The sequence below is a fragment of the Paenibacillus sp. J31R30 genome, from assembly GCF_059692115.1.
Genome location: NZ_JCAUAV010000004.1, coordinates 392,880 through 407,978, shown reverse-complemented (window position 1 = coordinate 407,978; position 15,099 = coordinate 392,880). Strand labels below are relative to the sequence as shown.

The window sequence follows — 15,099 nt, the reverse complement described above, 5'->3', positions numbered from 1 at the left end:
ATGGCGGAAGGGACCCACGCGTTCCCATCTCGAACACGACCGTTAAGCCTTCCAGCGTCGATGGTACTTGAACCGCAGGGTTCTGGGAGAGTAGAACGTTGCCAAGCAGTTACCCTAACGGGTATTTTTTTTGTCTGGGGCCATAGCTCAGCTGGGAGAGCGCCTGCCTTGCAAGCAGGAGGTCAGCGGTTCGATCCCGCTTGGCTCCACCATTATTCCCTGATAGCTCAGTTGGTAGAGCACTCGACTGTTAATCGAGTTGTCACAGGTTCGAGTCCTGTTCGGGGAGCCATTCTTTTCTAGGCCCGTTGGTCAAGTGGTTAAGACACCTCCCTTTCACGGAGGTAACAGGGGTTCGAGTCCCCTACGGGTCACCACTAAACTTCCCCACAAAGTGACGAAATGCTGTCGAAGCGTAATCCGATTACTTTGCGTGGGCCCCAAAGAATTATCCCATGGAGGCTTAGCTCAGCTGGGAGAGCATCTGCCTTACAAGCAGAGGGTCGGCGGTTCGATCCCGTCAGCCTCCACCATTTATGTACACGGAGCTGTGGTGTAGTGGCCTAACATGCCTGCCTGTCACGCAGGAGACCGCGGGTTCGAATCCCGTCAGCTCCGCCATTTTATGGGTAAAGATATAGAATTCGGCGCTATAGCCAAGTGGTAAGGCAGAGCTCTGCAAAAGCTTTACCCCCAGTTCGAATCTGGGTAGCGCCTTTATATACAAGCCGGAGTGGCGGAATCGGCAGACGCACAGGACTTAAAATCCTGCGGTAGGTGACTACCGTACCAGTTCAAGTCTGGTCTTCGGCATTAACAACAACTTAGATGCGCCCTTAGCTCAGCTGGATAGAGTATTTGACTACGAATCAAAAGGTCGGGAGTTCGAATCTCTCAGGGCGCGCCATCAATGCTTTATATGAACTACGCGGGCGTAGTTTAATGGTAGAACTTCAGCCTTCCAAGCTGATCGCGCGGGTTCGATTCCCGCCGCCCGCTTACAAAGAAAGGACCACCCTCGGGTGGTCCTTTCTTTGTATAAGCAGTGAAGAGAGCCCGCGGAGGGTTCGACCGTCCGTGAATACATCTGAGAATAGGCTTAGTAGGACGAGCGTCCAAATATACCACTAGTTGCTCCCGTAGGAAGCCTTATAATCCGATTTGGAGTATTCCCGCCGCCCGCTTACAAAGAAAAAGACCACTCAAAGGTGGTCTTTTTTCATTGTAAGCAGGCTCATGTAATTTCTACTTCGCTGGTAAAAACTCATTTGTATACAAATCCTTCACCGGAATATCTTCCTTGATCATGCCGGCCTCTTTCATTTGGCTGACGAGTGTTTTCCAACGTTCGTCGGACATGTAGCCAACGCCGTGGGCTTTGGCATCGCCGCCGAAGATGAAGTCTTTGGCAACGGCTTGCGCATCCTTCAGATGGTCGACGTCGTAGTCTTTGTTAACGCCATTAAGAGCATTGTTAACTTCGTCGCCGTGCGCATAGTAGTAGTCCCAGCCTTCGCTGGTGGCTTTGATATAGCGCTTAATCAAGTCTGGATTCTTTTTGATGAAGTCATCTGTGGCAATAACGACGTTGCCGTAAGGGTTGTAGCCAAGGTCTGCGTTCAGGAACCAGTCGACGTTGACGCCTTGTTTTTTCAGAACGTAGGGCTCGTTGGTGGCGAAGCCTTGGGTGATGGAGTCTTTGTCAGCGGAAAAGCCAGCTAGAGAGCCAGTGTAGTTCTGGATTTGCACTTTGTCGAGCTTGTATTTGTAGCTGATGTACTGCCAGAACGGGAAGCCGACGGCGGTGTACACTTTGCGTCCGTTGAGGTCTTCGATTTTTTTGATGCCGGAATCCTTGTGGAAGATTAAGTTCTGAGGGTTCGTTTGCAAGTTGGCATAGATGACTTTGACTGGGATGCCTTCTTTGCGGGCGAGAACGACTTCATCGGCATTAGCCATCGCGAATTGTACCTTGCCGCCAGCAACGAGTTGAACGTTGGAAACTTGAGGTCCACCTTGTTGAAGCGTAATGTCGATGCCAGCCTTCTCATAGATTTTCGCCAGTTGCGCTGCGTAGTGCCCACCCATTTCTGGTTGTGCAAACCAGCTCATGGCTTGCGTGACTTTGTCCGGTGTCTTCGAGCTTGGCGCTGCCGTTGATGCTGCAGTTGTCACTGAAGATGTTGGTGTGCTCGCTCCACAAGCAGAGAGTAGAAGGATTGTTGCAATTGCGGCTGTACCTACCTTTGTTTTCCCCAGAAATGTCATTCGAAATCTCCCCATTCCCTTTAATTGTTTGTGTCTAGTTTGCTCATATCTTCCAAGCGCTCTGCAGCTGTCTGCCAGCAACAGGAACGCCACGAACACTAACGACCTCACGTGGAGGGGCGGTGGCTGCGGCATGCTCAGCATTGACCGCAGACAGAAGGATGAAGTCGGCAGGGTCGCCGATTTTAAATACGCCTGCGGTAGAGCCAAGGTGAGGATAGACGGAGCGTAGTCGCTCATCGTCATTCCAACGGTACATATCCGCCATCCTTCGGGCACGCATGAGTTGATCGGTGAAGCCGAAGGGTGTCCATGCGTCCAGCCCGGTGTGATCCGAGCCCAGATATACGCGCACGCCTGCTGCTCGCAATTGCGCGACGCGAGGCATCGCGGAGTCGATCGGCACGCTGGTGATGATGGCGACATCGAGTGCAGCCAAGCGCTCCCCTATCGCAAGGGATTCGCTTTCGGATACCTCGCCTAAGCAGTAGGCGTGACTGACGGCGACTTTACCGATTTTACCCGTCTGCTCGGTGTAGTCCATGATGCGCTCCAAGGTGAAGAGTCCGAGATGCCCAGGGTCGTGCAGGTGTATATCAACTTCGGCGTCGTAGGTGACGCTCATGTCGAAGATGGCGCTCAAGCAAGCCTCGATATCGCGGTCTACACCGGCCGGATCAACGCCACCGACAATCGTGGCACCCTCCTGAAGGGCTTGTTTAATGAGGTTAATCGATTGTGAACGAATCAGTCCCTGCTGTGGGAAGGCGACGATCTCGATCGTTAACGTCCCTAAGAATTCCTCTTGCAGCTCCCGCACCATGGCGAGATGGGATAAACCGATCTCTGGATCGATGTCGACATGTACGCGGAGGCGGGTCGTTCCGAAGGCCAGCATTTGCTGCAGAATGCCACGGGCCCGTTCCTTTTGGCTACTTTTGAGGGGAGCTAGCAGATCTTTCTCCATTTGAAATTGATCATATAAGGAACGGACGTTGTTGCGAGAAATCCATTGATCATCAGGGAAGGCCTTATCCAAATGCACATGATAATCCTTAAATGTAGGCAGCATGAGCATGCCTTGTGCGTCCCAAGAGGGGTTCTCCTCCCAATTAGCAGCAGGTACGATCTCGGCGATAACGCCTTGCTCCAATAGAAGGTTATGTAGAGAGCCGTTTACAAGAACGTTACGTAGCCATTGTCCCATCGTGATAACTCCTTTACCTTGCAAGTGAACATATATGACCAGATTATTTTTCTGCCTATTTGCTTCTATTTCAAATAATTTCGGAAGAGGAAGGCTAACTTCAATCGCAATAAATCACTCATCTTTTTAAAATCCATCTGTAATAAGTCCGCAATTTTCTCCAAACGGTACGAAACTGTGTTGCGATGGACGAATAGATAGCGGCTCGTTTCATTAATAGACCCGTCATACTCGAAGTAAACTTCGAGGGTTAACGCGAGCTCGGGATCGACCTGTTTGTTCTTGCCATATATGGGCTCCAACACGTAAGTATAGTAGCTAAGCATGGCTTCCGCGGAAAGATGCTGGAACAGAGAGAACAGCTCAATGGAATCGTGATGCAGCACGGTTTGGCTCATGCGAAGACGCTCAGCGGCATGGTGCGTTTCCAAGCACTCATTGTATGCATTGAATATGTGTTCAGGCTGAGCCTTCACGCGACTGGCCCAGCAATGGAAGCCGGTGTTAGACGTTCTTGCAGTTAGACCGGAAATGCAGGTGTTCAGCGAAGCTAGGAAATCTTTTTTATGAAAAGTTTGTTCATCAGGAAGGGCGAAGATAGAGAACAGCCCATCAGCCAAATAGAAGTGCTCTGACTCATAGTGCTGCAGCTGCGGGTGATAGATCAACAACTGGCGAACCTCATTGAGGAGCCTAGTTGCACCAGGTTGTTCGGATGGTATCGTTGTGAGCACGCATTGATAGGTGGTGGAAATAACGGTGAGATGATAGCTTTTGCAGTTCTTCATGAAATCGTGAAAGGTCAGTTCCCGCTGGAAAAAATCTGTAAACACTTGACTTAGCGCGTGCTGGCGCGAGGGGTCTTTGCCTTTTTGAATATCGAGACCGAGATGATAGGTTAAGATTTCCGCGGCTTGGTGAAACAAGGCCTCTTCTTCCTTTAGCATCAAGGGTGAGTTCACATATACTTTGAAAAAGCCTGTGCAGCCAAGTGCATCCATCAGCGGGATGCGGAAGCATCTGGTGTCTCCGAAGCCTTCCCACTGCGGCGACTTCGTCCATGGCCATTGGTGCAGGATGACATCTTCTGACCACGAGGTGTTATGGAAGAGGACGTTGCCCCCTTGACCGAACACGGCGATAGGCTGCCCCAGGATGCCTGAAATCATATGGAAAATATCTGAAGATTCCTTATTGCGCAGTGCGAATTGCATGAGCTGCTTTTGCTTTTCTAGGACAGTTTGCAGCTTCTTGGTCGTCTTCGTGTGTTCGGCGTTGAACAGGGCATCCATTTGATCGGAGAAAGTGAATTCGAAAGGCAGCTCCAGGATTGGCATTTCAAGCCGATTCGCCTCGTCGTACAACTCCTGCGGAATTTGATCCCAATAGCGCCCTACTTTGATCCCCAGTCCTGCACCGCCTCGTTCATCCAGCATCCGTAAGGTGGAAAGGGCCATATCCAAGTGATCTTTCATGACAAAAGCGGTTGTAAACAGCATCTCACCGGATTTGATCCAATCGCCGGCATCAGGAGCGTCCATGACATTGACGGATCGTAAAATGCGGGACAAACCTTTCTCTCCAGCGACTAATTTGGCACGTGACAAAGGGTAAATGGTTAACGCTTCTTCAACGGTCAGGTGCATCTAATCCCGCCTTTCCCTCATTAGAAGCTGATTTTCTCAGTGTAAAAGGTAGTCTGTTTCACAGTTGAAGCTACCAGCTGTCCTCGCTTCCAGACATAGCGTCTGGGTGCACGTTCGTAAAAGGCGCTGCGCAAGCTTGCTGCCTCGAATAAAACGAGATCGGCATCGGCTCCGATATACAGTCCGTAATTCTCAAGCTCGAGTGCCTTCGCCGCGCGGGTCGTCGCCATCTCCATGAGCGTGATGACATCTTGCTTGGAGCCCATATACGCGGTTTGTGCAAGGAGCATGCCTGTGTCCAGGGGATCTGCTGTGCCAAAGGGTGTAAAAGGATTTTGGATATTATTGCTGCCATAAATAACATTGGCGCCCTGCTCTAGTAGGAGAGTCACTGGGGTAAGTCCCCGTCGGTGACGATGGTCATCCCCACGTCCGTTCAGATACAAGTCGGTTACTGGCAAGGACATGACGTGAATGCCGGCTTCCGCAATGGCTGTGCAGATGGCTTTGGCTTCTTCATAAGGGAGTGAACCGAGTGAAGTGAGGTGTCCGACGCTTACGCGCCCCTGCATGCCATATTCGTGCGTCATACGGATGATAGTGAGAATGGCTAGCATAGCCGGATTATCGGAGAAATCGACGTGTAAGTCCAAGGGCTTGTTGAAGGCGCGAGCTAGGTTGAAAACGGTACTGAGATGCGCGTGCAGATCCTCATCCTGATAGGTAATGCCGCCGACGACGTCGGCACCAAGTTGAAGGGCTTCCTTAAGCAGCTCCTCAGTACCAGGCTGCTGGGCAATGCCTTCTTGAGGGAAGGCGACGATCTGCAGGGTGACTTGGTCACTGTAGTACTTTTTCAAATCAAGCATCACTTCGAGGCCGATGAGGCCGACGATGGGATCGATTTCAACGTGACATCGCATGTGAGTCACACCATGAGCAATAGCTTGTTGGATCACTTGAATCGAACGAGCTTCGATATCTGTTTTGGTGAAGGAGCGTTTCAACTCCAAGGTGGAGGCGATTGCTTGCTCAATGGAGCAGGCGTCCTTCGTCATTTGATTCAGAAGAAAGGCTTTATCGAGATGAATATGCGGTTCTATCAAACCAGGGAGAAGGACTCGCCCATTGGCTTCTATACGTTGACCAGCGCTGAGAGCGTTAGGGTCATTAGGGAGATGCTCTTGAAGGGATATAATTTTCCCATCCCGTATGCCGACATCCATCAAGGTGCCGAAGTGGGGGTTGGAGAAGCATGCGATGATCAAATCGGGCTCCATACCGCTGCACCTCTTTTGTGTAAGGTAATCTAACGTAATTTCGTTTTGTTAACTGAATTATAGGTCTGTTCTCTTAAAAGAGTCAATGATCTGGCAGATGGATTGTGTTTTTCATTAAAAGAGGTAGGTGAATTGTGAAAATGTAAATAAACGTGTGGGTTAATATAACATATAGGATCCGGTATAAACAGGCCTCTAGGGATGGCACTTAAATACGTGATGCCGAAAGCAATGGCAAAAAGTTCAATACCCTGATGTCATTTGTTATACTAAAGATGAGTAGTTTTGCAAGAGCTGAAGATTTGTTATAACACATATAAAAGGTTAGAAGATGAATGGGGATGAACGTATGACACGGCAGCGGTACAGCAATATGGATCCAAAGGCAACGACGAAAACGTGGAAAGAAGTACGTCGCTGGCAAAAGGAGCGGAAGGGCAAAGTCAAAGATCTGAGCTTCCGAATTGGCCAATCCGAACATAAGCAGCAGGAGCTGCTGAAGAATAATCAGAGTGAAGTTACGATTACCTGGATCGGGCATGCAACCTTTTTGCTGCAAGCAGCGGGTTTGACAATTGTAACCGACCCGGTCTGGGCCACTCGGATGGGTTTCAGCGAGAGGCTTGAAGCACCTGGTCTTTCTATAGAAGAGCTGCCGCCAGTGGATGTTATTTTGCTATCCCATGCGCATTATGATCACCTGCATGTGGGTTCGTTGAAAAAGCTGAGAGGAACGCCATACGTGCTTGTGCCAGAAGGGCTTGGCCCGAAGCTGCGGAAGCTGGGGTTCAGCACGGTTTATGAATTGCCATGGTGGGGGAGTCAGACCATTGGTCAGCTGGAGTTTCACTTTGTCCCAGCGCAGCATTGGACAAGGCGTACGCTAACCGATACGAATACATCGCATTGGGGCGGATGGGTAATGAAGCGGACTGCGGCGTCTTTGCCAGCAGGGGAACAGGATCCTCATGTGATATACTTCGCTGGCGATAGCGGGTATTTTGAAGGGTTCCGAGAGATCGGGGCGAGATTTCCGGGCATTAACTATGCATTGATGCCGATTGGCGCCTATGAGCCGGAGTGGTTTATGGGGATGCAGCACGTAACCCCAGAGGAAGCGGTGCAAGCGTTCCTTGACGTCGGCGCCAAGCAATTCATACCGATGCACTATGGAGCATTTCGGCTTGCCGATGATACGCCTAAGGAGGCGCTCGATCGGTTGCTGGCGGATTGGCAGCGGAGAGGGCATGACCGGAGCTTGCTGCGTTTGCTAAAGCACGGAGAAACCTTGGTGGCCGAGCCAACTGGGGATTAGGATGTTAGTTTCTTTTAATTGCCGCCGTCACCTTCGTTTTGTTCCACTCGACTTCGATGAGATAATCCCCTGTAGGTAAATTCGTAAAAGTCTTCGAATCCGTATAGGATTGTCCCCGCTGTAAATCCAAATAATCCTTGATCGGAACGGCGCCTTGTTCGACTATCGTTTGATCCTTCAATAGCGTATACTTTGCTCCGCCGATGACGGTGATCGTTTTATTAGTCTGATTTGTGAATGTATAGGTCACCTTCGTCGCTTTGTCTCCGTTGTCTACCATCGCAGAGCCCATCATCGTTGTTGGGTTTTCCGCCTTTGGCGATGATCCCCCCACTGCTTTCGTGGATCTTTCTTGTACAAGCTCGGTCCTTGAGCATCCTGTTAGGAGCAGCGTAGCGCTTAGTAGACCAAGTAAGGTATAGCGTGTTATTTTCATCTGTCCACCACCTCATCTAATAGATTCTCTATGGCAAGACAGACGGAAAGTGTTTCAATTTAGTTGCACGGGGGATGATGTGGGATTTTTTAGGAGGTCTCGCAGGGGCGCTATATTGTTTTATTAAAATCGCGAGTGACAAAATCGTAAAAATGTCATTTGATAGTTGTCATTTTCGTTTTTATAATAAAGTAATATAGTAGGCGGCGGGAAAGGCTGCTTACTTCATTGGATAAGGCGGGTTTGTATAACATGACGAAGAATGAGTTGCCATTATCGAAAAATGAGATTCTCGATACAGCCGAGCAATTGCTTCGGCGGTATGGTCCGGACAAAACGTCCGTCGTGGACATTGCCAAGGTACTGCAAGTGAGTCATGGGACGTTGTATCGGCATTTTGAAAGCAAAGCAGCGCTGCGAGAAGCCGTGACTTCGCGGTGGTTGCATACGAGTGTGGCGATTCCTTTGGAGGCTATTGCAAGTGATGAGACTGGCGCTAGTGCCGTTGAGCGTTTGCGTATGTGGCTAGTAACATTGATTCAAACTATGCGGAAATTCGCCGCTGAGGATACTGAAATGTTTGCCATGTATGCTAATGTTACGCACATTGAATATGAAATGATCAGCACGCATGTATATCGCTTGATTCAGCAGCTTACACAGATTCTCGAACAGGGGATGGCGAGCAAAGTGTTCAGGCAAGGGGATTCGGAATCACTTGCCAGAGCCCTCTTCTTGGCTACCTCGCGCTTCCATCATCCGGCGCATGCGGAGGAGTGGGGAGTGGGGAGTGGGGAGCAGCATGGATGAGGATTTTGAAAATGTCTGGCAGTTGTTGCTTGGAGGGATCGTATGATCAAACCCAAAAGATTAAAGCCTGGCTCTAAAGTAGCCATTATTTCACCATCTAGCGGTTTACCCTATTTGTTCCCAGATATTTATGAGCTTGGCTTGAAGCACTTGCAAGAAGTCTTTGGCTGGGAAGTTGTTGAGATGCCATCGGCAAGGATGTCTCCAGATGAGCTGTATAAGTATCCACACCTGCGTGCGCAGGATATCAATCATTGTTTTGAAAATGACGAAATAGAAGGAATCATTACCTCGATCGGTGGTTATGAATCGGTGAGGATTCTGCCTTTTTTAGATACGGAAATGATACATAATCACCCTAAGTTCATCATGGGCTTTTCGGATGCGACGACATTCTTAACGTACTTAAATAATTTGGGGATGGTAACATTCTATGGCCCATCTATTATGGCGGGATTCGCGCAATTGAGAAATCTCCCTGAAGCATTTACCGAGCATCTTAACGCGATATTGGTTGAAGAGCAATTCCCATATCGATATGCGCCCTATCAAGCGTGGACGAATGGCTATAAAGACTGGAGCCAACTAGAGACATTGGGCGAGTGTCAGCCGTTTGTAGAGAACGAGAATGGGTGGACTTTTATACAGGGAGAATCGATTGAGCAAGGGTATTTGTGGGGCGGATGTATCGAAGTTTTAGAGTTTATGAAATCGACGATCTACTGGCCGAAGGGTGATTTCTGGCAGGATAAGATCTTGTTTTTCGAAACGTCGGAAGATAAACCCTTGCCCATGCAAGTGGGCTATATGCTACGGAATTATGGGATGCAAGGTATCTTTTCACATATTAGAGGCGTCATATTAGGTAGGGCGAAGGATTATAGCGCAGCTGAGAATGTAGAGCTTAGAGAGATCCTGGTGAATATTATTGCCAAAGAGTTTGGAGCGGGTCATGTGCCGATTGTTGTTGATTTTGACTTTGGGCATACGGATCCGAAATTGATTCTGCCCCTCGGTGGGAGGGTGGAATTGAATCCAAGGACGAATGAGGTTGTATTGTTGGAAAGTCCTTTTGAATAACAACATGAGAGGGTAGCAGATAAATATGAATGAAACAGTAAGCCTAAGTCTTGGAGGCTCTTATGTAGTAGCTCCAGACAACCCCAGAAAGACCAAAAATCGAGGTAGAAAATGTATGATTCTTTCTTTCGAGCTTAACGAAGAGGAATTAGATATTAGGGTGATCTACCTCGATACGAGTAGAGAGGTTTTGCTAAAGTTCAGTGATTTGAAGCCAATTACAGAGTGATTTCGACGGAAAAATGGAGGGATTTCCCATGGTTTCCCCTATTATCATCGCAGATTATGATCCCGAATGGGTTCGGATTTTTGAACAAATAAGAGACTTTGTGCTCCCCGCTCGGCAATGATCGTTCGGCATATTCCGAGGGCAAAAGTGACTATGTCACAGGGGTCCTACAACGTGCGGGATGGAACGGATAGGAGGGGCGGCCAATGAGTAAAAAGTGGCTTCTTTTAACGCTGACGATGGTCATTATTTTGGCATGTGTAGGGTGTGGAAAGGAAGAAACGGCGGTAAAACCTAACCTTACAGTGAAACAGCTAGAAGAGTTTTACCCGGGCGACATTTCGAAGGTGGATCATATTGAAATTAGAAGCGGCTCCACGGGGGAGCTTAAGACATTTAATGATCAACAAGTAGTTCAAGATTGGATTAGTAAAGTGCGTCATTTGAAGCTTACGCCAGACCCGAATCAAGAAGGCAGGGCAGGTTTTCTATACTCGGTTGTCCTATTTGAAGGTAAGGAAAACAAACTTGTATTTACTCCTGGTGGGATTGCGGGGAATTATTATTTGCACTCGGAGGAATTGGTAAAGCAAATTAGCGAGCTTTTTCAATCGAAATAGTTCGCTTCCTAGCTCCTAGGCGCCCAAAGCATAATGGAAACACCAATAACGCATAGCGCGGCACCGATCCAATCATACAGATCCGGTGTCTTTTTGTCGACGAACCAGCCCCATAAAACGGCTAGAACTATGAAAACACCGCCATAAGCCGCGTAGACGCGACCAAACGATGGAAAGCTCTGCAAGGTCGGCACGATGCCATATAAGACGAGGATGAGGCTTCCGACGATCCCATACCATAGTGGTTTCGATTCGCGCAGCCAAAGCCAGACTAGGTAGCCTCCGCCAATTTCGGCGAGCCCCGCGGCGATGAAAAGAACGATGGCTAATAACAAGTGAGATGCCTCCTTTGATTGCTTGGTGTAAATTGTAACGATGATTTTATGATAAAAGTATAGATGTATAAGGAGCTGCTTGGAAAGCAGTCTTTTTTGCATTTCCGATCCCAGTAGCGCTCCAGCCGGCAACTTTCTGTCAGTTCCATACGTCTAATTTCATATGGGAAATATTATCATATTTGAATAGGACTGGTGTGTGTGACGATCAGATTGGTAGGTAGTAGTTTGCTTATAGGTGTCATGCTGCTGCTGAATGCATGTGAAGAGAGTACCCAGAGTCCTGTCGAATCATCACCAATGAGCTCTCCTGAAGCTTCGGCACGGATAACGACTGCTCCAGTTGCCTCGATAATTTCAATCCGCAGCAAGCTGCAAAGCCTTATTTTCGGTGAACGAAATAGTTCTGAGGGGAGGGTATTCCAGCAATGGAAGGCTACGGATGTCCCCCAGGAACCTTTCCAAGTTGTGTATCATCTAGAGGATGTCAGTGTGAATGCGACGTTTGCGAACATGAGTGAAGAAGAACGACGGTTGCTAACAAAACAGATTAAGGTTGACGGCGATGTGGATTGGGAAATTGAAGTAAGTGAAAATCCCATCTACCAGGTGAGGATTCAATTTCATCATGCGAGTTCATCGTTCGACCTACGCTTTGGGGATCTGCCTGCCATGACGTTCATTCGAAAAGAACCGGTGAGTTTTACATTCAGCCCAGGCGCAGGTCGCGATGTTCCACACCTTTTGGTAATGGCACAGGAATATGGACCACGACTGCGTACCCCCGAGGGGGAAAGCTCGGTAGAATTAGTCTTCTCTAATGAGATGCGAAATGATCTGCCTACGACGATAGAGGGTGTGCCTTTAGCAGCCAAATGGATAGATGCCAAACACCTCTTGGTCCAACTGGACAATATGGGGGCCGGAGAGCATGGAATAAGGGAACAGTATCTGCGAATGGATAACTTGGTGGATGTAAGCGGCAATCGCTTGGGTGGTGGTCTCCAGGGAGTCTGGGTTCAACAAATGCCGAGGCATGTATGGCGCTATGTCGAATCAGGTGAGTTGGCTGGGGGAGGCCCGAGGGATCTATTCTATGATCAATTGGTTTTATCTGCGGATAAACAAAGCTATATCGGGATTGTTCGCCTTGGTGGGTCCATGGGAGATGGGGACGGAACCAGCTATTCGTTTATTTTGGAGCAAAAGGGGAAGGACCCTGTTGTCATTGAGAATGTGTTCTATTCCACGATAGAGCCAGATCAGCAGCCCATCCAATGGATGGATGCGAAGACGCTCATTTATGCGTCCTACTATGGCGTGTATGCCTATGATATTGAGAAAGGTGAGAAGCGGATTCTTCATACAGCTGATCCTCAAGAGGATCATAATATCAATTATGCTTCGTATGATACGACGAGAGGGTTGCTTCACCTTTTGGCCTATGAGAACCGGCATGAAACGAGCCAATTGGAACGGATCACCTACGCGTCAGGAGATTCTATGCCTCAAAGAACACAATCCTACACGACAAGCGTACTGGTTGGCAAATACTCCGAATTGGATATGACCATTACCCCTACGCCGGATGGCACCTATTGGACACGAATACAAGATGGCGTTCCCTACACGGATTTTGTGAGCAATTCCGGGGCAACGTTTACCGCCAAAGGGATTGCTAGGCTCGTCACGAACCAAGGCGTCTACCTGCAGCAATATGAAAAGGGAGAATTTCAGCTGCAAGCCTCAGGGTGGAGATTGTGGCAACCAGGCAAAGCCGCAAAAGAAATCGCTAACCCGCCAGAAGGCAGCATTACCTTTGCTAGCGGGACGGACTTATTTACAAAGCAAGATGACAATAGATATGTGAAATATGATCTTCCGCGAAATAAATGGGTTGACTGGCAGGCGCCAACTGGGGAGAAAGTGGCTGAGCCTGTTCGGGGGAAAGATGGCTTGTACCGCGCCAGAATGGAGTAGCCAATCGGGAAACCATGAGTGAGGGGGAGTCTCATGTTGAATCGACTTTATCGAATGACGTTAGGTATCATCATCATGGGCGGATTCACATTTTTCATGTATCTGATCGCTGAAACCTTGGTTACCGAGAGAGAGCGCGGAATTCCGGTGAATATCTCACTGATGAGCGAGCATAACTACGCCAAGCACTGGCAAGAGATTGCCTCAAAGCTGGAGATGGATGAACAAGCAAAGCTGGAAGATTTTCATCTGTTTTATAACAAGCAGGGGGAATTTCAAAAGCTATCTTACGAAGTAGTGGGACGTAGCAAGGATGATTTCATTTATTATTATGTTGATTATGACCGTGCAGCGAGTAAAGCGATTGTTAAGCAGCACAAGCTAGATGGCCCATGGATTCAATATGATCGTTCGATTGCAGCAAGCTATTTTTTTGAGCGATTGGATGAAATGGATTTGACAGTACTTGTACCAAACAACGACGATCCGATACGCCAAATGAGGGTCCATATGAGTGGCACACGTGTTAATTACGCCATGAAGGATCCAATGAAATACCGCATAGTCAAGGATCACGTCCAAGAAATTCTTAACGAACAGCTTCCAGTAGAAGGCTATTGGCTATCTGTATGTGGCATGTCGGAGGATGGGGCACCTGACTTCATTTCGTCCTGTGAGGATCGTGTCGACTATATCTTGGATGCTCGAACGAGCAATAATACGTAAAAGCAGGCTGCCGATAGGAGGAATCGGTGGCTTTTTTTGTATAAACCGAGGATGGAATTTGAGCGAATTATTTTATTTCTTTGTAATTTGGACATAATATCCAGAAAAGGGTGTCATTATTTAGTCTGTGACTAGTAAGATACATATGACAATTAGAGCTCTGAAAGTTTGACACTTTTGTGTAATGAAGCGCAGTTTGGACAACTATTGGTTGTTTGCTTTGGATTAACTTTCATAAAGTATGTTATCATGAGATTACAATATTACTAGACGAAAAGGTACGTTAATACTTGGAGGTAATTACCATTAATACCGATATGCTGAATGATGCAATGCTGATGTTGAAAGAAACGAGCCGAACCTTTTATATCCCGATCAGCAACTTGGACTTCGGATTAAAAGAGGCGGTCACATCTGCCTATTTATGTATGCGGGCCATCGATGAAATCGAGGATCATGAGGATCTCGCGGACCCGTTGAAAATAGAGCTTTTATCCGGGGTGTATGAAGCTTTCCAATCCTCCGATATTAAGGGCTCGATACAGAGCTTGTTAGCGCCTCATCGGGAGGTTTTGCCGGAAGTCTCGATGCGACTGGATGAATGGCTAGCACTCTGTCCACCCACTGCAATGCCAATCATTGAGCAGTATATTGCGAAAATGTCATTGGAAATGTCAGAATGGGTTCAAAATGGTTGGAACATCCATACGGAAGAGGATTTGGATCGCTATACGTATAGCGTAGCTGGTATGGTTGGCGAGATGCTGTCCGATCTGTGGCTGTGGCATGATGGTACACAATCCGATCGTGATAAAGCTATTGCCTTCGGCAGAGGACTGCAGGCGGTGAATATTCTCCGCAATAAATTGGAGGATGCGAAGCGCGGCGTGAACTTTTTCCCGGATGGTTGGGGATTCAAGGAAATGCAGCAATACACGCGTCGCAATCTGCAACTGGCGGATAGCTATATCGCCGATCTGAAGCAGGGTCCAGCGTTGAAGTTTTGCAAGGTTCCATTAGCGCTAGCGCATGCTACGGTTAATCTGCTTGCTGCTGGCGGCAACAAGTTGACCCGCGATGCGGTTATGAAAATTGTGAGTAAAGTAACGTAAGTGTGAGATTTACATAGGAGATTGAAGGGAAGTCTACAGCTGGTCTGTAGGCTTC

At 48.2% G+C, this 15,099-nt stretch carries 13 protein-coding genes, 9 tRNA genes and 1 rRNA gene; 17 read left to right on the top strand and 6 right to left on the bottom strand.

The window, feature by feature from the left end:
- The 10 genes from rrf to AC58QO_RS18700 form a co-directional block, all read left to right on the top strand.
- Positions 1-107, top strand: a 5S ribosomal RNA gene (rrf, locus tag AC58QO_RS18745); the annotation flags it as partial.
- A 29-nt stretch (positions 108-136) separates the two neighbouring features.
- Positions 137-212, top strand: a tRNA-Ala gene (locus AC58QO_RS18740).
- Between the two features lie 4 nt (positions 213-216).
- Positions 217-292: transfer RNA gene (locus tag AC58QO_RS18735), tRNA-Asn, on the top strand.
- Positions 293-302: 10 nt separating this feature from the next.
- Positions 303-377: transfer RNA gene (locus AC58QO_RS18730), tRNA-Glu, on the top strand.
- 80 nt (positions 378-457) lie between these two features.
- Positions 458-533 (top strand) — tRNA-Val (locus AC58QO_RS18725).
- 11 nt (positions 534-544) lie between these two features.
- Positions 545-621 (top strand) — tRNA-Asp (locus AC58QO_RS18720).
- 25 nt (positions 622-646) lie between these two features.
- Positions 647-717: transfer RNA gene (locus tag AC58QO_RS18715), tRNA-Cys, on the top strand.
- Between the two features lie 10 nt (positions 718-727).
- Positions 728-813: transfer RNA gene (locus tag AC58QO_RS18710), tRNA-Leu, on the top strand.
- A gap of 17 nt (positions 814-830) precedes the next feature.
- Positions 831-907: transfer RNA gene (locus tag AC58QO_RS18705), tRNA-Arg, on the top strand.
- Positions 908-928: 21 nt separating this feature from the next.
- A tRNA-Gly gene (locus AC58QO_RS18700) sits at positions 929-999 on the top strand.
- A 246-nt stretch (positions 1,000-1,245) separates the two neighbouring features.
- Here AC58QO_RS18700 and AC58QO_RS18695 read toward each other — a convergent pair.
- From AC58QO_RS18695 to AC58QO_RS18680, 4 genes are all read right to left on the bottom strand, one after another.
- Entirely contained in the window at positions 1,246-2,283 is a 1,038-nt protein-coding gene (locus tag AC58QO_RS18695) for an ABC transporter substrate-binding protein (RefSeq protein WP_497268131.1), read from the bottom strand.
- A gap of 28 nt (positions 2,284-2,311) precedes the next feature.
- Entirely contained in the window at positions 2,312-3,475 is a 1,164-nt protein-coding gene (locus AC58QO_RS18690; RefSeq protein WP_497268129.1) for an amidohydrolase family protein, read from the bottom strand.
- Between the two features lie 65 nt (positions 3,476-3,540).
- Positions 3,541-5,121, bottom strand: a complete 1,581-nt coding sequence (locus tag AC58QO_RS18685; RefSeq protein ID WP_497268127.1) for a PucR family transcriptional regulator — start codon at positions 5,119-5,121, stop codon at positions 3,541-3,543.
- Positions 5,122-5,141: 20 nt separating this feature from the next.
- Positions 5,142-6,401, bottom strand: a complete 1,260-nt coding sequence (locus AC58QO_RS18680) for an amidohydrolase family protein (RefSeq protein WP_497268125.1) — start codon at positions 6,399-6,401, stop codon at positions 5,142-5,144.
- Between the two features lie 349 nt (positions 6,402-6,750).
- Between AC58QO_RS18680 and AC58QO_RS18675 the strand changes: the two genes are divergently transcribed.
- The gene (locus tag AC58QO_RS18675) at positions 6,751-7,716 is read left to right on the top strand and encodes an MBL fold metallo-hydrolase (RefSeq protein WP_497268123.1); all 966 of its coding nucleotides are present in this window, start codon (positions 6,751-6,753) and stop codon (positions 7,714-7,716) included.
- Positions 7,717-7,720: 4 nt separating this feature from the next.
- Here AC58QO_RS18675 and AC58QO_RS18670 read toward each other — a convergent pair whose 3' ends face one another.
- Positions 7,721-8,152, bottom strand: coding sequence for a hypothetical protein (locus AC58QO_RS18670; RefSeq protein ID WP_497268121.1), 432 nt, complete (start codon positions 8,150-8,152; stop codon positions 7,721-7,723).
- Between the two features lie 252 nt (positions 8,153-8,404).
- Here AC58QO_RS18670 and AC58QO_RS18665 point away from each other — a divergent pair, with 252 nt between their 5' ends.
- The 3 genes from AC58QO_RS18665 to AC58QO_RS18655 all read left to right on the top strand — a co-directional run bounded on the left by AC58QO_RS18665 (position 8,405) and on the right by AC58QO_RS18655 (position 10,891).
- The gene (locus AC58QO_RS18665) at positions 8,405-8,962 is read left to right on the top strand and encodes a TetR/AcrR family transcriptional regulator (protein WP_497268119.1); all 558 of its coding nucleotides are present in this window, start codon (positions 8,405-8,407) and stop codon (positions 8,960-8,962) included.
- 42 nt (positions 8,963-9,004) lie between these two features.
- A complete protein-coding gene (locus AC58QO_RS18660; protein WP_497268117.1) occupies positions 9,005-10,042 on the top strand; it encodes a S66 peptidase family protein in 1,038 nt (345 codons plus the stop codon).
- Between the two features lie 435 nt (positions 10,043-10,477).
- A complete protein-coding gene (locus tag AC58QO_RS18655; RefSeq protein ID WP_497268115.1) occupies positions 10,478-10,891 on the top strand; it encodes a hypothetical protein in 414 nt (137 codons plus the stop codon).
- Positions 10,892-10,899: 8 nt separating this feature from the next.
- Here AC58QO_RS18655 and AC58QO_RS18650 read toward each other — a convergent pair whose 3' ends face one another.
- Positions 10,900-11,226 (bottom strand): YnfA family protein, encoded by a 327-nt coding sequence (locus tag AC58QO_RS18650; protein ID WP_497268113.1) that lies wholly within the window; start codon positions 11,224-11,226, stop codon positions 10,900-10,902.
- A gap of 201 nt (positions 11,227-11,427) precedes the next feature.
- Between AC58QO_RS18650 and AC58QO_RS18645 the strand changes: the two genes are divergently transcribed.
- The 3 genes from AC58QO_RS18645 to AC58QO_RS18635 all read left to right on the top strand — a co-directional run bounded on the left by AC58QO_RS18645 (position 11,428) and on the right by AC58QO_RS18635 (position 15,044).
- On the top strand, positions 11,428-13,206 hold the full coding sequence (locus AC58QO_RS18645; protein ID WP_497268111.1) for a hypothetical protein: 1,779 nt from the start codon (positions 11,428-11,430) through the stop codon (positions 13,204-13,206).
- A 33-nt stretch (positions 13,207-13,239) separates the two neighbouring features.
- Positions 13,240-13,932, top strand: coding sequence for a hypothetical protein (locus tag AC58QO_RS18640; RefSeq protein ID WP_497268109.1), 693 nt, complete (start codon positions 13,240-13,242; stop codon positions 13,930-13,932).
- A gap of 290 nt (positions 13,933-14,222) precedes the next feature.
- Positions 14,223-15,044 (top strand): squalene/phytoene synthase family protein, encoded by an 822-nt coding sequence (locus tag AC58QO_RS18635; RefSeq protein WP_497268107.1) that lies wholly within the window; start codon positions 14,223-14,225, stop codon positions 15,042-15,044.
- Positions 15,045-15,099: the final 55 nt, after the last annotated feature.